This window comes from Ruegeria sp. HU-ET01832, assembly GCF_040371315.1.
In the GTDB taxonomy this organism is placed as follows: domain Bacteria; phylum Pseudomonadota; class Alphaproteobacteria; order Rhodobacterales; family Rhodobacteraceae; genus Ruegeria; species Ruegeria lacuscaerulensis_A.
Genome location: NZ_BAABWL010000002.1, coordinates 946,720 through 965,318, shown reverse-complemented (window position 1 = coordinate 965,318; position 18,599 = coordinate 946,720). Strand labels below are relative to the sequence as shown.

Here is an 18,599-nt window from a genome sequence, read left to right as displayed (position 1 = left end):
CTCTGCAGAAATTTGAAATCTCTCGTAAATTCAGAATTCAGAGGGGTTAGCCGGTCATATTATGGCCTGCGCATCAAATCACATCGGCTCAACGAGACAAAAACCTAGTTGTCCTCGTTCTTGTCATCCTGGGAAAGAATTGTATCCGCGACAGTGGTCGCTGCGGTTACGAAAATACCAAGCCCCACAATGATGTAGAACATAGTAAAGATTTTCCCTGCCGCGGTTTCAGGAGAAAAGTCGCCGTACCCCACAGTCGAAATTGTCACCACAGAAAAATAGATAGAATCTAACCAGCTCCAACTTTCGACATAGCGGTAAAACACCGACGCCCATAGGATCATACCGGCTGTAAAGGCAAGAAGGCCCTTCACCCTGCCATCTTTAAGGGCAACGCGGACACCTCGCGTTATTCTGGTTAGTGAATTCATATTACTACAGTATCAAGTGTTTCATGAATACATAGTGTTTATTGAATTTTTTTGTGCGTCTACAAAAATCTGTAGCACTCGCGCATTGCAAATCGAGTGAGAGTTGTAAGCAGCTTTTGTCCGAGTTGCTTTTGGAATACTCAATTCCACTATGCTACTCACATGCCAGAGTCGGCGATTGGATCTCAGCTGTTTCCGCTGACCCACGAATGGTCAGAATTGGTGATCCAACTTTGGGTCGCCTGTCAGATGTATAGGACGACACTGTCGAATGAAGTCAAAGATCAGCCTAAAACAGTTACAAGCACTGGAATCCGTCGTGCGGCTGGGCAGCTTTACCCTGGCGGCAAAAGAGCTTGGGGTGTCCCAGCCCACGGTTTCAAACCTCGTCAATTCGTTGGAACAACACTATCAGTGCCGACTGCTAGACAGGTCAGGGTCGGTTATCAGTTCAACACCTTTGTTGAACAGCATACGAGGTGACATCAAAGCGCTGATCGCCTTGCGAAATGACATTGACGATCGATTGACGGAGGCTCGGAATTTGCACTCTGGAACCTTCCAGATAGGCTACTCCACGTACCAGATAGCGATGCCCTTTATATCCGAGTTTGTCCGTGCCTTCCCAGCGGTCGACGTGACAGCCCGCGCTTTGGCCTCGCATGACCTGCTTCCCCTACTCTACACCGGCGAATTCGACGTGGGTTTAATCACTGCCAAGGAATTGCCACCAGATCTGTCGGGCAAAGAGATATCTGAAACCAGAATCGGGCTGGTTGTTCCCAAAGATCATGCGTTGGCAGACAACGGACCCGTTTCTTGGGCCGAGGTCGCCCCATTGAAGCTGATTCAACGTGAACCCAGTTCTTCGACACGGCAAATTTTTGATGCCGCCGCCCAGGTTGCACGGGTTAAACTGACCACGATTTTGGGCCTGGGATCATGGGGATCCATCCGAACACTCGTAACCACAGGCGTAGGCGTAGGCGTCGCTTTTGCGCAGGAATGCCAAAATGAACCTGGGGTCGCTTTCGTTCCAGTTGCAGACAAGAACCTGACGGCGCGCCACTTTCTGGCCTGCCTGCCAGCTATGCGCCATACATCTGCGGTATCAAACTTTTTTCGGATTGCCGAAGGAAAGCGTCATTTATAACGATCTCATGTCAACTGATCCGACATAGCTTTTCACTATACCCACCAAACCATCATAAATTTGTTAACTTTCATCTCTAGCGCTCTGGCGTCACACAAACGCAGGGATGGCTATGAAGCTTCGCACCTCTCTCCTTTCATTCACCGCATTGGCCACATTGGGAACCCCGGTTCTGGCCAACTGCCCCGTTGCAACCGTAGCCGACCCGATGGGTCTGGAACCCGTATTCCCGCAGCAGCTGGAACTGGTCGAGCTGCAGGCCGCTGCCTCGTGCGAGCTGGGTTTTGCACAAAACCCGGCGATCGCCGATTTGAACGCCCGGATTTTGGGGAACGCGGATCTTGGGCCAGTGGCAGATCGTCTGCCAGTCGAGCCTTTGGTCGTTATGCCCTACGACTCAATCGGTCAGTATGGTGGAGCCATCACCGGCCTGTCCAAAGCGACCGAGTCCGGCACTTCGGACCTGCTGTCGGTGCGCCATGTGAACTTTGTGCGCTATGCTGATGATCTGCAGACCGTGGTTCCCAATATCGCAAAAGCGTGGTCGTGGAACGACGATTATACCCAGCTGACCATCACGTTGCGCGCCGGGCACAAATGGTCTGACGGCGCGCCGTTTACTGCCAAGGACGTCGAGTTCTGGATGAATGATATCATCTATAATCCCGACGTGTACGATAAGACACCGGATCGGTGGCTGTTCGCAGGTGGACAGGCTCAGGTCGAGGCCGTTGGCGACACCACCGTTAAATTCACCTTCCCGGTGCCGACCCCTGGCATTCTGAACCGCTTTGCCGTGGACTACGGCCAGCCGTTCCAACCCAAGCATTTCCTGGGCCAGTTCATGGCCAAGCATAACGAAAACGCCGAAGCACTGGCGCAGGAACACGGTTTTGAAAATGCTGCTGCTGCCGTTGACTTCTATTACGGCGGTTCCGACTGGAAAGACGTGCCCAGCCCTCTGCTGAAAGATGCTGACAAGGCTGCCAAGATCGGTCGTGCCGTGGTGCCGACGCTGGAAAGCTATATTGTTGTCGAAGAGACCGCCGAGGGCCGTAAACTGGTGGCCAACCCCTATTTCCACCAGGTCGATACCGCAGGCAACCAGTTGCCCTATATCAACGAAATCGTTGAGACATATGTGGGCGACAAAGAAGTCCAGAACCTCAAGATCATGAATGGGGATGTGGTCTGGAAACAGCAGGCGGTCTTCTTGGAAGACTTCCCGCTGCTGAAGGAAAACGAGGCCAATGGTGGGTACACCATCAACTTTGCCCCGACCTTTGGCGAGAACGTGTTCTACTCGTTCAACCGCACCCATCAGGATCCGGTCCTGCGCGACATCTTCTCGGACGTTCGTTTCAACCGCGCCATGTCGCTGGCGATGAACCGCGATGAGATCAACGAGATCGTCTATCTGGGTCAGGGCACTCCGATGCAGGGCGTGCCTGCCGAGCCCAAAACCGTGTCCTTCGTCTCGGACGATGTGCTGAACCGCGACATCGGATATGACCCCGAGGCCGCCAAAGCTCTGCTGGCCGAAATGGGCCTGACCGATGCAGATGGCGACGGCACCGTGGAACGCCCTGACGGCAAGCCGCTGGTCGTTCGTCTGGTTTATTCCTCGCAGGGTGCGCCGGTAAAGATGCAGGAACTGGTGCGCGACTACTGGTCGGCCGTGGGCGTGCGGGTTGACTTGAAAGAGGTCACCTCGGACGAATACCGCGCCTCGGGCAACAACAACGATCTGGACCTGACAGTTTGGAAATATGACGGCAATGCCGGCCCGACCATCAGCCAGGACGTCACGGTTTTTGTCCCGCCGTTCGGTGACTTCTTCAACCCTGGCACGGGTTTCGGCTGGGCCGCCTGGAAAACCAGCGGTGGCAGCGAAGGTATCGAGCCGCCGGCGGATATCCAGAAACTATGGGATCTGAGCGAAAAGTTCATTCAGGTCGAATTGGGCACCGACGAAAGCAACCAGTTGGGCGAAGAGATCGTCAAGATCCACACCGACAACATGTTGAAAATCGGCACTGTCGGCGACATCGTCGCCCCGTTCCTGTATCGCAACGACCTGCAGAACGTGAAGCCGATCAAGTCGAAAACCTACGACTTCTACTGGACCTATCCTTACCGCCCCTCGCAGTGGTGGCTGGAGCAGTAACACAGACCACAGTCTGAAAACCGGACCGGAGCGCGGGATGCCTGCGCTCCGGTTTTGGCCCCTCTTGTGGGGCCGGATGGGGGATTTTTTAAGTGCTGAGATTCACTCTGGAACGTCTCGTCGGGATGGTCATCACGATGCTGCTCGTATCGGTGATGGTCTTTCTGATCATGGAACTGCCGCCAGGCGACTATGCTGACCGTTATGCGTTCCGCAAATATTCGGGCACCGGTGTCAACGTCACCGAGGCAGATATCGAGGCGATCCGCCGCGATCTGGGTTTGGATAAGCCCATGCTGCTGCGATACTTCGACTGGATCGGAGGCATCGTTCTGCGTGGCGATTTCGGGCAGGCTTTTGCGTTTGAAACTTCGGTGACCAAAGTGATTGGGGACAAGGTCTGGCTGACGGCCGGTATCCTGTTCTCGACCCTGCTGCTGACCTACATCGTGTCGATCCCCATCGGCATCTTTGCTGCGGTGCGACGTGGGTCAGCAGTCGATTATGGTTTGACGGTGTTCTCCTACCTGGGTCTGGCTCTGCCAAACTTCCTGCTTGCCCTGGTGATGCTGTATTTCGCAAACCGCTGGTTCGGCGCCGATATCGGAGGGTTGTTCTCCGACCAGTACCGCGATGCGCCCTGGTCGGCTGGCAAAGTCTGGGATCTGATCAAGCATCTGTAGCTGCCCGCGGTCGTACTGGCCTGGTCGGCGGTGGCGATCCAAATACAGACCGTGCGGGCCACCATGTCGGACGAACTGAACAAGCTGTCTGTCACAGCCGCCCGCGCGCGCGGCGTGCCCGAGTTACGGCTGTTGATCAAATACCCGGCACGACTGGCGATCAACCCCGTGGTCTCGACCATCGGGTTCGACGTGAACCGCATCTTTTCCGAATTGCCCATCGTTGCCGTGGTGCTGGGCCTGACCGAGCTGGGCGAGCTGTTGCTGCGCGCTTATCTGGATCTGGACATGAACGTGGCGGGGGCCATCCTGCTGATGCTGACCTTCACCATCGTGTTCATGAATTTCGTGTCCGATCTGTTGCTGGCGTGGCTGGACCCGCGCATCAAACTGGGGGCCTGATCCATGACCGATGCAACACATAATACAGATGCCGCCGCCGAGGAAGCGCGGCTCAAATACTACTCGGCCTCGCAATGGACCCTGATCTGGTGGCGGTTCCGCCGTCACCGCGCCGCCATGATGGCAGCCTCGGTGCTGGGTCTGATGTTTCTGGCCGGGATTTTCGCCGAGTTTGTTGCCCCCTACGGACCAGTGACGCGGGATACCAACTATATCGAAGGCGCACCGCAGGTACCGCGTTTCTGCGATGCGGGGGGCTGTTCCGTTTTTCCCTTTGTAAACGGCACCAAGACCGAGCGTGATCCGGTTACGCTACGCGCGATCTCGGTCCCTGATCCCGAAGTGCGGCACTATGTGCATGTCTTTGTCAAAGGTGAACCAGTCAAGCTGTTGGGCTTTATTCCGACGGACCGGCATCTGGTGGGGCTAAGCCCCGATGTTGAACAGAAAATCCATTTCTGGGGCACTGACGATCTGGGTCGCGACGTATTCAGCCGGACGATCTATGCCACCCGAACTTCATTGTCGATCGGGGTGATCGGGGTGATGATCTCTTTTGTTCTGGCGCTGATCATCGGCGGCATTGCGGGGTATTTCGCGGGCTTGATCGACAATATCATCCAGCGCGTGACAGAGGTGATCCGCGTGGTCCCCATCATCCCGCTTTACATGGGGTTGGCTGCCGCCATGCCCAAGGAGTGGTCGACCACGCAGGTCTATTTCGCCATGACCCTGATCCTGGGCCTGTTCGGCTGGCCCACGCTGGCACGGCGGATACGGTCGCAGCTGCTGTCGATCCGGAACGAGGATTATGTGATCGCCGCGCGGCTGGCAGGTGCGCGGCCCGGTCGGATTATCGCGCAACACATGCTGCCCAGCTTTACCAGTTTCATCATCGTCGATCTGGTGATCAGCTTTCCTTACATGATCCTGTCGGAAACGGCGCTCTCCTTTGTTGGGCTGGGTCTGCGCCCACCCTCGGTTTCGTGGGGGGTGCTGTTGCAACAAGCGCAATCGGTGCGGGCAATCGAACAGACACCCTGGCTGTTCATCCCCGCGATCTTTGTCGTTGTTGCCGTACTGGCCTTTACCGTGATTGGCGACGGGCTGCGCGATGCCGCCGATCCGTACTCGGAGGCGCACTGAAATGTCGAAAATGCTGACTGTAGAAAACCTGTCGATTTCGTTTCGCACCAGCGAAGGTGTCATCACCCCGGTGCACGACGTTACTTTTGGGGTCGAGGCGGGCAGAACGCTGGGCTTGGTGGGGGAGTCCGGATCGGGCAAGTCGATTTCGACCAAGGCCCTGATGCAGCTTTTGCCCGGCAACGCCTCGTTGAGCGGTGAAACCCGGATGACTTACACAGACAAGGCCGGGAAAGAGATCGCGCTTGGCCGCTTGAAAACCGGCAGCAAGGAACTGCGCCGCATTCGGGGCGGCGAGATCGGGATGATTTTTCAGGAACCAATGGCCAGTTTCTCGCCTGTCTACACGATCGGCAATCAGATGATGGAAGCCATCATGCTGCATCGCGGGCTGAAAAAGCGCGCCGCGCGAGAATATGCAATCGAGATGCTGAACAAAGTCGGCATATCGAATGCCTCTGCACGGGTTGACCAGTACCCGCACGAATTGTCTGGCGGGATGCGACAGCGCGCCATGATCGCACTGACCCTGTCTGCGGGCCCTGCCCTGTTGATCGCAGATGAACCGACTACGGCGCTGGACGTGACTATTCAGGCTCAGGTGTTGGACCTGATGCGCGATCTGCAACGCGATCTTGGCATGGGCATGATTTTCATCACCCATGACCTTGGCGTGATCGCCCAGATCGCCGACGACGTTGCCGTGATGTATCTTGGAACTATCGTCGAGCGCGGCCCCGCCCGGGACGTGATCAGAAATCCGCAGCATCCCTATACCCAGGGTTTGTTGGACGCGATCCCCAGCGTCGAACACCTGCACGACCGCCTGAAACCGGTGCCGGGAGATATCCCCAGCCCGACCGCGCGCCCAACGGGCTGTCCATTTCATACCCGATGCGCTCAAGCGATAGCGGGGACCTGCGACGTGACAGCGCCGACCGAGGTCTCAACCATTCCCGGCCGCGCAGTACGCTGCTGGTTGCACAGCGACAAAGATCGGAACGCCGCATGACCCCGAAACACGATACTCTGATCGAGGTGAAAGACCTTTCGGTCCATTTCCCGATCAAAACGCGCAAGCTGTTCAGAACCGAAGTGCAGATGCTGCGTGCAGTGGACGGTGTTAGTTTCGATATCAAACGTGGCGAGACTGTCGGACTGGTCGGAGAGTCCGGATCGGGTAAAACAACCGTTGGCCGCGCGATCCTGCGCGCGATTGATCCGACGGATGGCGAGGTGATTTTTCACCGCAAAAACAAGGGTGACATCGATCTGGCCCACGCATCCGAGGCTGAGCTGCGCAAGGTAAGGTCGAAAATGAACATGGCCTTCCGAGAAGGAGGGATCAACGTCCACAACCTTGCTGGCGACCTTCTGCGCGCCTTTCGACCGGAAATGAGCCTCGTGTTTCAGGACCCCTACTCGTCTTTAAACCCACGCATGACAGTCCGCGATATCATTGCCGAACCGTTGGTGGCGTCAGGCAAGTTCAAAGACCGAGCCAAAATCGACGCCCGCGTTCGTGAAATAGCCGCGCGATGCAAACTGAACCTCGAACACCTGCGCCGTTTTCCTCATGCTTTTTCCGGCGGGCAACGGCAACGAATCTGTATCGCACGGGCTTTGGTGTCCAAGCCAAAGTTTGTCGTTTGCGACGAAAGCGTCTCGGCCCTGGATGTCTCGATTCAGGCAGAAATCGTGAATCTGCTAAAAGATCTACAGGATGAGATGGGTGTCTCGTTCCTGTTTATCGCCCATGATCTGAGTGTCGTCGCACAGATGTCGCACCGCGTGGCGGTGTTGTATGTCGGGAAATTCGTGGAATATGCCCCGACTGAAAAGCTGTTTTTCGCGCCAAAACATCCCTACACACACGCGCTGCTTAGCGCGATTCCCACAGCGGACCCCGACGCAGATTTTGACCCGATCCGTTTGAAGGGGGAAATACCGAACCCGCTGGCTGCGCCGTCAGGGTGCCGGTTTCACACCCGATGCCCGTTTGCAAAAGATCGTTGCAAAACCGAAGCTCCGGCGTGGCGAGAACTGGATACAGACCATTTCGTAGCCTGTCATTTTGCGGAAGACTTCAATTTTGACAGGCACCAGAAAGCGTCGCAGTCCGGCCCTAAGGGTGCAGTTTAAGGCTCGTATGAGGTGCTCTTCAGCTTACTCAAAGCGCTGCCGACATGCATCAGAATTTCTTACCACTGCTGCGGTCTGAAACCGAGGACTCAAAGCAATACCAAGGTTGTAGCAACCCGATTTACATCAGGACCGAAACATAGCTTTCGACGGAGGCGCTTTTCAGCCAGTACAGCAGCAGGCATACGCATGCGGCGGCTGGCAGTGCCAGTTCAAGCATTTCTCTGTTCTGCTTAGAAGAGCCGTTCCCCAGACGCGTGGCGATGGCAGTTTTCCAGTGTGCCGGGAACGGCTCTCTCATCATTGATTTAAACATATTCTACTCGTTACTTTAACCACGAATACAAATTACCCGTGCAACTTTAACCCAATATTAACTGGGCATTTTATGCCAAAATCACCCTATTTTTGGCGCTTGGCCGAAGATAATTCCGACGCCTTATGGTCGTTGTTCACAATTTCTGAACGAACAGCCACCTTACCGATCTCAGATCCCCAGTGTCTGAGGGCCGTTCCGTCTAAGGCATTTCTCTTGCCTGCGTCACATTCTGATGTTTCAATGTGATATACGATTGCCTTTCTCACCCGGAGATTCTTTTAAAAACAAGGGGAAACTAATGAGATTGTCCTGCCTTCTTGTTCTGGCAGCAAGTTTGAGCGCTTCATTCGCCTCTGCGCAAAACGAAGCGATTCAACACGATGCTGAATACTATATTCTTCACGCCCAACACGCCGATCAATGGGCGCAGGACGACTCGGTGGTCGATGCGGCATTGGCAGCCTTTCAGGACCAAAACGGTGGTAAACCCCCGAATATCGTCAGCGTATTGATCGACGACATGGGGTTTGGTGACATGGGAATCCCCGAACTGAACGCAGTTCGTGGTTATGAAACGCCGAATATCAACGATTTTTCGGATCAGGCCCTACGGATGGTCCGGATGTATACCGAGCCATCATGCACCCCAACCCGCGTGGCGCAAATGACAGGACGATTGCCAGTGCGAATGGGTATGGGCGACACAACCGTCGACATTGCCGGGTTCGGGCTGCCTGATGGTGAAGTCACGCTCGCCGAAGTTCTGAAGCAAGCGGGATACGCCACTAGCCATGTTGGGAAATGGCACATGGGCGATATCGCTGAAAGCTGGGCTATGAACCAGGGGTTCGACTACGCACAACACGCGATCCATCAACAGGGCCAGCTTACAATCTTCAATGACGACGCGATAAAAGAACAGGTCTCGGTCGCGATCCGGGACTTTGATGACAAGTACACTCTGGACGGTTGGTTCCGCCCTGATGCCGCTGCGATGATGACCGTGATCGAGGGCGAAGCCGGCGGGCCGATCCGCGAGATCCGAATGCAGCCCGGCGAAAGGTGGAACGCAGAAAAATATGATGAAATGAACCAGGCATTTCAGGACAAGACTCTGGAAGAACTCGAGCGCCTCGCTGAAGGCGACGAGCCGTTTTTTCTGCAGTACTGGCCAATGATACCGCTGGACAATACCCGCGCCGGACGATCGGGCCCCGAAAGTGTGAACGGTGGCCTCTACGTTGATAAGATGCAGTTGCTGGACCAGTGGCTGGGCGAGCTGTTCACGCGAATGGATGATTTGGGCGTGTCCGAAAACACTGTCGTAGTCGTCATGGGCGACAACGGTCATTTCACCAAATACGCGCCGCAATCCGGGTTCACGCCGCTGATCTACGCAGGAGGGAAAGGCGATACGACCGAAGGCGGTGTCCGCGTCGATGCCTTTATCCGCTGGCCCGGCATGATCGAAGCTGACGGTCTGCTGAACAGCATAATCCATGTTTCAGACCTCTATACGACACTATCGCGTTTTGCAGGGGCCGATCAGTACATCCCTCGGGATCGGCTGGTGGACGGGGTCGATCAGTCTGCTGCTTTGTTGTTTGCTGATGAAACCAAGGCGCGCCGCGACCACGTCATTATCTATTCGGTCAACAAACCTGAGGCGGTCGTAAAAGATCAGCTAAAACTAAAACTTCCTGGCCCGGGTGAAAGCGCGATTCTGGCAAAGTTCTTCGATCTCTATCGCGACACACGTGAAGAATATTCGGTTTCGACCGAGGTGGGTGCCTGGGGCGGTCAGGAATTCGCGCGTATTTTGGGGCGTCACATGGCCCGCAAGGAAAAGTTCCCCGACACCCCACCCGCGTATGGCCCGCCGTATGAGGGGATCGAGAACATTCGCCCCGAAACTCAGAAAGCCGTCGACGCGTTCTTGATCAAACGCGCGTCACCTCAGCAATAACTCGGTAACTGGTTTCAATTCAGGAGAAGCAGATGGTCGGAAGCATTCTATTTGCGCTTGGCTTAGTCATTTCGCTGGGCATCGGCTTTGTCTATTTTCGCGATCTGGGCGACGTATCCCAGATGGTGCTGACCGTAAAACGCAAGAACATGATACGATTTATCCGACATGAATATCGGTTGATCGCAGTTGGCCTAGGCGGTTTCGTGGTCGCCACTCTGGCGCATTTCATTACGGGCAGCGGACCGTTCTGGCTGTGGGTGATTGCAGCGTTGCTGACGGTTTTTCTTTATGGCTTTCCATATGTTTGGGTGCATTTGGGACTAAGGAACCAACTAAACGACGCCGCCTATTTCCCGATTGACGAAGCCCGCAAATATGTCGGTCCAACCGCTCCTGTCATCGTGATCGAAAATAACGGCTTTGCCCGCGCGCACCCGGACGCACAGATCATGCGGCCGCATCTTGCAGGTAATACAGACGGCCTAGGGGGCGAGGATATCGTGATGACCTATTGCGCGATGGCCAACCTTGGGCAGGGTTACATCCCAAGGATCGAAGGCAAACGGCTGAACCTCGAGGTCTTGGCCCAGCACGGCAACAACCTGATCCTGCGGGATAACGAATCTGGTGAGCCAATCCAACATATCTATGGGTTTCGCGAAGCCGATCACGACAAATACACCGAAGGCCCAGCCTGCCCTGTGCGCCCCGAGGCACAGATGACGCCCTGGCCAACCTACAGAATGACCTTTCGCGGCTTTCAAAAGGCATTCCCGGCCGGAGAGGTTTTTCTGAACAAACCCTCGCCCAATCCCATGCTTCGGCTGCTGGACATGGTCACCGAGATCACTTTCGGATGGGGAATCGGACGCCAACACCAAGAGGACGCGCCCGTTATGGACAACATGGACCGCACGGACGAGCGTTTGCCAAATAAAACCTATGTCTGGGGAATTACGATCGGTAAGGACGCCGCCTGCTGGACCGATGACTTTGTGATCGACAACAACTGGATCGTGAATGCGAATGTCGGCGGGCGCGATGTGGTCGTGAGCTTGGACCCCAAGTATGAAAGCCTGGGGATTTGGTACAACGACAGTGGCGTACCTATAACCCGGTGCGATTTCTGGGGCATGTCGGATCAGGGCAGGCTACGACGTGTCGAGACGCTGCGCGCAGGTGTCTTTTGGCATGTCTGGGCCGAGTTCTTTCCAAGCACTGATATCAACCGCGTCAGCCTCGGACAGAAGCAGGATACCAGCACCGCAGCTAAAAGCAGATCGACTAGTGTTTGAACGACAGGAGGAGACAAATGAGCCGGATTAAAAGATTAAGGGACGCAACCGCAGGCTTGATGTTTGCCGCCTGCGCTCCGATCTCTGCGCTGGCGCAACAGTCGGATTGGTCATATCAGGCGACGATCTACCTGTTTACGCCAGAAACAAACGTATCGACTGAAACGGCAATTGGTACTTTAGAAGGGACACTCTCGTTTTCGGACGCGCTGGAGAACCTTGATTTGGCCTTTATGGGTACAATCGCGGCGACCAACGGCCAATGGTCCATATTGGGGGATTACAACTATACGGACTTGTCGTTCAGCAACAGCGCCCCGACTCCCAACAGCTCAGGGTTGGAGACGTCGTTGACGACGCAGTTTCTAAGCGGCTTTTTGGGGTACCGGGTTTTAAGCACAGAAAAGTCCACCGTGGATCTTGCTGCCGGGTTTCGTTGGTTCAAGACGGAAACCGATCTGACGGTTCTACCGGGTGCGGCCCCCGGTCGCTCTGCGAATGTCAACGAAAGCTGGACGGATCCTGTTATCGGGATCAGGGCTCGGTTCGACTTAGCTGACCGATGGTCGGGAACAGCATTTTTCGACTACGGTGGGTTCAGAAGCGGCAGTGAAACATGGCAGGTACTTCTGACCGCAGATTATGAGATAAACGACCGATGGATGATCCGCGGCGGTTATCGCTACATTTCGTTTGAGCACGACATAGATGGGAATGAATTCAAATTCGATCAGTCCGGCCCCCTGATTGGAGCAACCTACCGATTCTGAAATACGAACCGTTTAGATAATCAGGCGCTGCGCACGGCGACAGGTTGCGGTGTTGGGGATGTCCAAAGCGGGCCCGGGATATCGGTTGACAGTATTTGTGACACTGCCTTTGCCCATGTCGAAACCTGCAACAACACAATCGCACCGCCGACCACTATGGTCGCGCCAAGTACAGGCGATGCAGCCAGTTCATGACTCTGCGTGGCGGCGATCCAAAGCGCAAAGCCAAGCCGCGTCACTGCAACGGCGTCGGTCACTTTGGTTAAGCCCGGAAGAAAATAGGTGGTCACCACAGTGGCGCAAACAATAGCGCACATATAGATCAACCCGGTCAACACCGGCACCGGCATTCCATACCGCATCACGTCAATATGCGAATATAGAACGTAACCAGCAGAGAAGGCGAGAAAAGCGATCGAGTAAAGCCTGCGCTTTTGCTGCTCGAAATGTGTAAAGATTCGCTTCACCACAAAGACCCTCTGCCCAATGCCAAGAACCTTTCTGGGTGTTGAATTTGCGGTTGGTCTGACGAAAAAAGGGCGGAAATTTGACTTTGTGGGCGAATGTGAACCGAATTTCGGCCGGGACGTCCGTCAAAACCCGAACGAGACCATTGACGCGTAGTTGTCCGCCAACATCCTTGCGCCATCGCGATCGAAATCGACCGAAGGCAATGCCCCCATGTCGACTTCGTACGACCCGACAAACATTTTGGACAGATCTACGGTCAATGCAATTTCAGTCTTGCCGCCTGTGTCGTGCTGTGCAGGCAAAGACACAGAAATCTCTCTCGTATTTTCCGAAAAGCCTACATGATAGGTCAAGAGCGACACAGTTTCGCCAATCCGCAGCGCACCTTCGAAAACTACAAACTTGTAGCCGCCTTCTCGACTCCAAGCCATCTGGCCCTCGGGGTCAAGCTGATCCCGCATTTCCGGCGACGTATTGGCTTGCGCATCCAGTCCCACCAGAAAACGCAGATACTCAACGTCGCGCAGTGGCACATCTGTCAAAGTGATCGAGTGCGACAACGAGTCGTTGTCGAAACGCAACAAATGGTAACTGTCAGGCACGACATACGTTTCGCCGCCCTGCGACAGGCTCAGGTTACTGATGAAGAACTTGAAGTCGTGAATTTCAAACACCCCTTCCCCGCCGGGGTTGTCGTAGATGAACTGGTCGTAGACCAAAGGCTCACCACCCATTTGCGCTTGAAAGGTCAACGTCACCGTTTTGTCCCGGACATCCCGCGAGGCCAGGATTGCCCAGACGCCTATGATCAGGACCAACAGCCCGGCAAGTCCCGTCATGATCTGGGGTCGCTGCATTATCAAATAGCCCCCAAAGTAAATCGGAAGCTTCTGCAATCGTCACCGCTTCTGTTCACACAGCAGAGATTTACTGACCGGAGGCTCATTCGCAGTTTCGCATGCATTGTGCGAACCCCCGAGGTGCAATGGCATGCGCCGACCAAACCGTCGCTGAAACAACCGAGCTGGTCTGTGTATTTGGATCGCATTTCATTTCCCCGGTGTGACATGCTCGCAAAAAACCCTAGTGCAATACGCGCTTTACCTTACGTCACCCCAGTTTTCAATGCCGATGGTAAGCCTTGTGACTTGTCACGCTTGGAGAGCTGATCCGCGGTCAGCGGCTTCACCTGAGGCAAAGACAACCCCGCTTCAAGAAGAGTTTAATGAAATTTCACACGACTATCATCAATACTGGCAGGGAAACTCCAAATGTGTGCCGTTGGGTCACATTTTCAAACACAACAAACCCAAGGTTGACAAAATATACTAAAGATGTAAATACCGCCTCGTGTGATTTCCATTGGGCTTCAGTTCGAAAAGGCCACCAAAGATGCTGACAGCAAAGCTCCCAGTTACCATGTTCACCCTGACAGCGATGATCGTTGTCGCAGGATGCAAAGAAGAACAGACAACACAGATCCAAGTCAGACCAGTTCTGTCAACGGTCGTTGCGGATGTGGATGCGGTTCGGTTAGCTAGCTATCCGGGTCGGGCCAAAGCTGTACGCGAGGTCAACATCGCTTTCGAAGTTCCCGGAAAGGTTCTTGCACGTCCCGTCGATGTGGGATCGCAGGTCGAGGCTGGTGATGTTTTGGCCACTTTGGACTCAGACCCTTACGCAGCGCGTGTGCGCGCATTGGAAGGACAGCGCGACGCGCTGAAAGCCAATCTGACAAATGCGAAGATCGAGTTGGAGCGGCGCGAGCAGCTGGTGAAAAACAATCATATTGCCCAGGCACGCGTTGAAGATCAGATCGCTCTCGTCAGGGCGACCGAAGCCAATATCGAAGCCACCCAAGGCCAATTGGATGAAGCACGGCTGAATCTTGGCTATACGACACTGGTCGCCCCTTTTGACGGCGCGATATCCGCAACCTATGTGGAACAATTCCAAAACACCATCGCTGGCCAACCCATTGTTCGGGTGCTCGACACCTCGCGCATCGAAATGGAGGTTGCAGTCCCTGAGAACTTCATCAACCTCGAGCCCTTTGTCGAAGGTATCGAAGTTGAATTCTCAAGCCTGCCTGGCCTGAAGATACCTGCTCAAGTCGCACATGTCGGGAACGAAGCGTCTTCAGCGACCCGGACTTATCCGGTGACGATCATCATGGAACAGCCAGAGGGTGGCGTTATTCAACCCGGAATGGCCGGTCGCGCCACAGCCAAGGTACATCTGCCGGATAGCTGGAGCGATCAGGGCATTCACGTCCCTTCAAGCGCCGTGTTTTCACCCAACCAGAAATCGCCGGACGAAACATTTGTCTGGGTCATCGACCCCGAAGACCTGACCGTATCCGCCACACCCGTAACCGTTAACGCATTCAACGACCGGGGATTTTTGGTCAGCGGCCTTGAGGCCGGTGTGCGGATCGCGACTGCCGGCGCGAACACTCTGAAGGACGGTCAGAAAGTCACTCTGACCACAGGCGGAGAATAAGTTGATGTCGCTCGCTTCGGTCGCGGTCAAGAACCGCACGGTCACCTATTTTGCGCTGGCGCTGATCCTCGTGATCGGAACGCTCAGCTATTTTCGACTGGGTCAGCTGGAAGACCCTGAGTTTACGGTTAAAACGGCGCTGGTCGTAACCCAATATCCCGGCGCCAGCCCGACCGAGGTCGAACTGGAAGTTACTGACAAGATTGAAACTGCCATTCAAGAACTGCCGGAACTGCGCTTCCTAACCTCGTATTCTCATGCAGGTCTGTCCATCGTAAAAGTCGAAATTCAGCAGGAATATTGGGCTGACCGCCTACCCCAGGTCTGGGACAAAATGCGTAACAAAGTAGGCGATTTGCAAGGCAGCCTACCGCCCGGCGCTGGTGCACCGAACGTTATCGACGACTTTAGTTTTGTCTACGGGTTCGTTCTGGCCGTGACCGGAGATGGGTTCACCTATGCAGAGCTCGAGGAACACGTAAAAGCCATCCGCAAGGAACTGAGCCTGGTCCAAGGCGTATCCCGTGTCGAGACCTGGGGCCTGCAGCCCAAGGTGATCTATCTGGATGCCTCCGAGCAGCGACTGCTGGATCTTGGCGTGTCTGCGCAGGACTTTCTGTTAACCCTGAACTTGCAGAACCAGGTGGTCGACTCCGGCGCGCTCACAATCGGAGATCGCAGGCTGCGGATCGCGCCGACAGGGGAATTTCAATCACCTGAGGATATCGGCAACCTGCAACTACGCCCCGGCCTGACAGACCGGGTTTTGGATGTGGCAGAGGGGGCCGACATACCTGTCCAACTACCTGTGTCACGCGATTCCGATGTGATCCGACTGCAAGATATCGTGGACATCCGGCAAGGATATCTGGAACCTGCCCTGACCCAAATGCGCTATGACGGACAGCCTGCAATCGGCTTGTCGATTGCAAACGTATCCGGAGGAAATATCGTGGATACCGGGCGCAACCTCGATGCGGCGCTCGAAGAAATCTCGTCCCGCCTCCCCGTCGGCATCGAAATGCACCGAGTTGCCTGGCAAAGCGATCTGGTAACCGAGTCGATCAACTCGTTCATGGTCAACCTTCTCGAGGCCGTATTGGTCGTCTTGATTGTCGTTGCTGTATTCATGGGATGGCGTATGGGCCTGATCATAGGCAGTGCACTACTTCTGACCATTTTGGCCACGTTCATGGTAATGGTCGTTCTCAAGATCGACCTGCAGCGGGTCTCTTTGGGTGCGTTGGTGATCGCGCTGGGGATGATGGTGGACAACGCCATTGTCGTAGCCGATGGAATGGCCGCGCGCATGAAAAAGGGCATGGGCAAGATCGAAGCCGCGATCGAAGCCGCGGGCCAGCCCAGCATGGCTTTGCTGGGGGCCACGATTGTAGCAGTGATGGCCTTTTTTCCTATCTACGCCTCGTCGGCAGCCGCCGGGGAATACGCGGGATCTTTGTTTGTTGTTGTGGCCGTTTCGCTGCTGATCAGCTGGATCATTGCCATGACGATTACGCCGCTGATGTGCATTGACATGTTGCCCACCCCCAAGGTCGAGACGACGCATACCGAAAGCGCCTTTACCTCGGGGTTCCGTGCTGTATTGGAGCGTTGCCTGCGTCATCGTGGCATCACCGCGATGGTGTTTCTGGCCTTACTGGGCGGCGCGATCTACGGCTTCAGCTATGTCGACCGCCTGTTCTTTACCGACGCCACACGGCAGCAATTCATTGTCGATGTCTGGGCCGAAGAAGGCAGTACGATCGACCAGACCTCGGAATTGGCACGTAGAGTCGAGGACAAACTGAATGGCGATCCGCGTGTGAAAGGCGTATCGACCTTCATGGGCGCAGGCGGTCCCCGGTTCTATCTGCCGGTCGACCCCGAGCTTCCTTATGCCAGCTACGCGCAGCTTGTGGTCAATACTGAAAGCCTTGAGGTCGTGAACGACCTTGTCGCAGAACTGGACGCATGGATCGAAGGCGCAATCCCCGAGGCGATGACGCGGGTGCGCAAATACACGGCTGGGCCTGGCAATACATGGCCGTTCGAGGTTCGCTTTAGCGGTCCGGCCAATGCTGACCCGCAAGTACTGCGCAACCTGGCGGAACAGACGATGGATGTCTTACGCGCTTCCCCCCATGCCAAGGACATTCGAAGCGATATGCGAAACCGCGTCGCCAAACTGGTTCCGGAGTATGATCAGACAACCGGCATCTGGACGGGTACGTCCCGCAACGACATAGCCAGCGCCGCGCGCTTTGCCTACGACGGGCTGCCGGTTGGTCTCTATCGTGAGAATGAGGATCTGCTGCCCATCATCTTACGTCGGACCGAAGACGAACGGCAGACCGTCGGGCGTGACTTTGAGCAAATCCAGATCCAGCCGGCCTTCTCGACTAAGTCGCTGCCATTGTCTTCTGTAACGCAAGGGGTTGAGATCGAATTGGAGGATCCGACTATCGTCCGTTGGCAACGCCAGCGCGCGGTTACGGTTCAGGCCAGCTCGAAAGGCGTTACCCTACCCTCTTTGGTTGATGAGGTCCGCGCTGACATCGAGGCAATCGAGCTGCCCCCCGGATATCGGATCGAATGGAGAGGTGAGACCTTCAGCACAGCAGATGCCCAGGATTCGCTGAAACCCGGGTCCGGCCCAGCGCTGGTGATCATGGTCTTCCTGGTGGTTGCGCTGTTCAACGCTTTCCGTCCGGCGCTGGTTGTCTTTACGGTCGTTCCCTTTGCGATGATTGGGATCACTGGTGGCCTGCTGCTATTCAATCAACCCTTCTCGTTTATGGCCCTGTTGGGCGCGATGAGCCTTGTCGGCCTGATGATCAAGAACGCGGTCGTGTTGCTGGATCAGGTCAGCGTCAATCTGGAAGAAGGTATGAAGCCTTATGATGCGCTGGTCGAGGCAACAGTCTCGCGTCTGAATCCCGTATTCCTTGGGGCAGCCACGACAATCCTTGGTGTATTGCCACTGCTGCAGGACATCTTCTGGGTGGCCATGGCGACCACAATCGCTGCCGGTCTGACCGTGGGAACAGTCGTAACTATGCTGATGGTTCCGGTCTACTACGCCCTTTTCCACGGCATCCGTCCTCCAGAAACCAAAGACACCTAAGTGCACGAGCCGAAGCGCAACTCTG

Annotated in this window: 14 protein-coding genes and 1 pseudogene; 11 read left to right on the top strand and 4 right to left on the bottom strand. The window is 55.3% G+C overall.

Features of this window, described 5'->3' with window-relative positions; translation table 11 throughout:
* Positions 1 to 104: 104 nt before the first annotated feature.
* Positions 105 to 374, bottom strand: a complete 270-nt coding sequence (locus tag ABWV79_RS10010; protein WP_348539075.1) for a potassium channel family protein — start codon at positions 372 to 374, stop codon at positions 105 to 107.
* Positions 375 to 702: 328 nt separating this feature from the next.
* Between ABWV79_RS10010 and ABWV79_RS10005 the strand changes: the two genes are divergently transcribed.
* From ABWV79_RS10005 to ABWV79_RS09980, 6 genes and pseudogenes are all read left to right on the top strand, one after another.
* Positions 703 to 1,584, top strand: a complete 882-nt coding sequence (locus ABWV79_RS10005) for a LysR substrate-binding domain-containing protein (RefSeq protein ID WP_170356172.1) — start codon at positions 703 to 705, stop codon at positions 1,582 to 1,584.
* A 112-nt stretch (positions 1,585 to 1,696) separates the two neighbouring features.
* On the top strand, positions 1,697 to 3,751 hold the full coding sequence (locus ABWV79_RS10000) for an ABC transporter substrate-binding protein (protein WP_353391678.1): 2,055 nt from the start codon (positions 1,697 to 1,699) through the stop codon (positions 3,749 to 3,751).
* Positions 3,752 to 3,843: 92 nt separating this feature from the next.
* Positions 3,844 to 4,836: pseudogene (locus ABWV79_RS09995) on the top strand (ABC transporter permease).
* A 3-nt stretch (positions 4,837 to 4,839) separates the two neighbouring features.
* Complete coding sequence (locus ABWV79_RS09990; protein ID WP_353391676.1) at positions 4,840 to 5,982, top strand: ABC transporter permease; 1,143 nt, start codon at positions 4,840 to 4,842, stop codon at positions 5,980 to 5,982.
* Position 5,983: 1 nt separating this feature from the next.
* Positions 5,984 to 6,994, top strand: coding sequence for an ABC transporter ATP-binding protein (locus ABWV79_RS09985; protein WP_353391674.1), 1,011 nt, complete (start codon positions 5,984 to 5,986; stop codon positions 6,992 to 6,994).
* Positions 6,991 to 8,124 (top strand): ABC transporter ATP-binding protein, encoded by a 1,134-nt coding sequence (locus ABWV79_RS09980; protein WP_353391672.1) that lies wholly within the window; start codon positions 6,991 to 6,993, stop codon positions 8,122 to 8,124. Before ABWV79_RS09985 ends, ABWV79_RS09980 begins: the two co-directional genes overlap by 4 nt.
* A 121-nt stretch (positions 8,125 to 8,245) precedes the next feature.
* On the opposite strand, the gene ABWV79_RS09975 is transcribed toward ABWV79_RS09980, so the two are convergent.
* Complete coding sequence (locus ABWV79_RS09975; RefSeq protein WP_170356168.1) at positions 8,246 to 8,440, bottom strand: hypothetical protein; 195 nt, start codon at positions 8,438 to 8,440, stop codon at positions 8,246 to 8,248.
* 301 nt (positions 8,441 to 8,741) lie between these two features.
* On the opposite strand from ABWV79_RS09975, the gene ABWV79_RS09970 reads away from it, so the two are divergent.
* The 3 genes from ABWV79_RS09970 to ABWV79_RS09960 are packed head-to-tail and all read left to right on the top strand — an operon-like array spanning position 8,742 to position 12,477.
* Positions 8,742 to 10,409 carry a sulfatase-like hydrolase/transferase gene (locus ABWV79_RS09970; RefSeq protein ID WP_353391671.1) on the top strand — a complete coding sequence of 556 codons (1,668 nt, stop codon included), beginning with the start codon at positions 8,742 to 8,744 and terminating at the stop codon, positions 10,407 to 10,409.
* Positions 10,410 to 10,441: 32 nt separating this feature from the next.
* Entirely contained in the window at positions 10,442 to 11,707 is a 1,266-nt protein-coding gene (locus tag ABWV79_RS09965) for a DUF3179 domain-containing (seleno)protein (protein WP_353391669.1), read from the top strand.
* Between the two features lie 17 nt (positions 11,708 to 11,724).
* A complete protein-coding gene (locus ABWV79_RS09960; protein ID WP_353391667.1) occupies positions 11,725 to 12,477 on the top strand; it encodes an outer membrane protein in 753 nt (250 codons plus the stop codon).
* Positions 12,478 to 12,497: 20 nt separating this feature from the next.
* On the opposite strand, the gene ABWV79_RS09955 is transcribed toward ABWV79_RS09960, so the two are convergent.
* A complete protein-coding gene (locus ABWV79_RS09955; RefSeq protein ID WP_353391666.1) occupies positions 12,498 to 12,944 on the bottom strand; it encodes a hypothetical protein in 447 nt (148 codons plus the stop codon).
* Between the two features lie 126 nt (positions 12,945 to 13,070).
* Positions 13,071 to 13,805 carry an MbnP family protein gene (locus ABWV79_RS09950; protein ID WP_353391665.1) on the bottom strand — a complete coding sequence of 245 codons (735 nt, stop codon included), beginning with the start codon at positions 13,803 to 13,805 and terminating at the stop codon, positions 13,071 to 13,073.
* A gap of 535 nt (positions 13,806 to 14,340) precedes the next feature.
* On the opposite strand from ABWV79_RS09950, the gene ABWV79_RS09945 reads away from it, so the two are divergent.
* Both ABWV79_RS09945 and ABWV79_RS09940 read left to right on the top strand, forming a co-directional pair.
* Positions 14,341 to 15,450, top strand: coding sequence for an efflux RND transporter periplasmic adaptor subunit (locus ABWV79_RS09945; protein ID WP_353391664.1), 1,110 nt, complete (start codon positions 14,341 to 14,343; stop codon positions 15,448 to 15,450).
* A gap of 4 nt (positions 15,451 to 15,454) precedes the next feature.
* A complete protein-coding gene (locus ABWV79_RS09940; protein ID WP_353391663.1) occupies positions 15,455 to 18,574 on the top strand; it encodes an efflux RND transporter permease subunit in 3,120 nt (1,039 codons plus the stop codon).
* Positions 18,575 to 18,599: the final 25 nt, after the last annotated feature.

What these genes read in the sequence shown, in the direction of transcription:
- ABWV79_RS09945 (WP_353391664.1), top strand. Translation starts at nt 14,341, where the DNA reads ATGCTGACAGCAAAGCTCCCAGTTACCATGTTCACCCTGACAGCGATG.
- ABWV79_RS09985 (WP_353391674.1), top strand. Translation starts at nt 5,984, where the DNA reads ATGTCGAAAATGCTGACTGTAGAAAACCTGTCGATTTCGTTTCGCACC.
- ABWV79_RS09965 (WP_353391669.1), top strand. Translation starts at nt 10,442, where the DNA reads ATGGTCGGAAGCATTCTATTTGCGCTTGGCTTAGTCATTTCGCTGGGC.
- ABWV79_RS09960 (WP_353391667.1), top strand. Translation starts at nt 11,725, where the DNA reads ATGAGCCGGATTAAAAGATTAAGGGACGCAACCGCAGGCTTGATGTTT.
- ABWV79_RS09940 (WP_353391663.1), top strand. Translation starts at nt 15,455, where the DNA reads ATGTCGCTCGCTTCGGTCGCGGTCAAGAACCGCACGGTCACCTATTTT.
- ABWV79_RS09980 (WP_353391672.1), top strand. Translation starts at nt 6,991, where the DNA reads ATGACCCCGAAACACGATACTCTGATCGAGGTGAAAGACCTTTCGGTC.
- ABWV79_RS09990 (WP_353391676.1), top strand. Translation starts at nt 4,840, where the DNA reads ATGACCGATGCAACACATAATACAGATGCCGCCGCCGAGGAAGCGCGG.
- ABWV79_RS10000 (WP_353391678.1), top strand. Translation starts at nt 1,697, where the DNA reads ATGAAGCTTCGCACCTCTCTCCTTTCATTCACCGCATTGGCCACATTG.
- ABWV79_RS09970 (WP_353391671.1), top strand. Translation starts at nt 8,742, where the DNA reads ATGAGATTGTCCTGCCTTCTTGTTCTGGCAGCAAGTTTGAGCGCTTCA.
- ABWV79_RS09975 (WP_170356168.1), bottom strand. Translation starts at nt 8,440, where the DNA reads ATGTTTAAATCAATGATGAGAGAGCCGTTCCCGGCACACTGGAAAACT.
- ABWV79_RS10005 (WP_170356172.1), top strand. Translation starts at nt 703, where the DNA reads ATGAAGTCAAAGATCAGCCTAAAACAGTTACAAGCACTGGAATCCGTC.
- ABWV79_RS09950 (WP_353391665.1), bottom strand. Translation starts at nt 13,805, where the DNA reads ATGCAGCGACCCCAGATCATGACGGGACTTGCCGGGCTGTTGGTCCTG.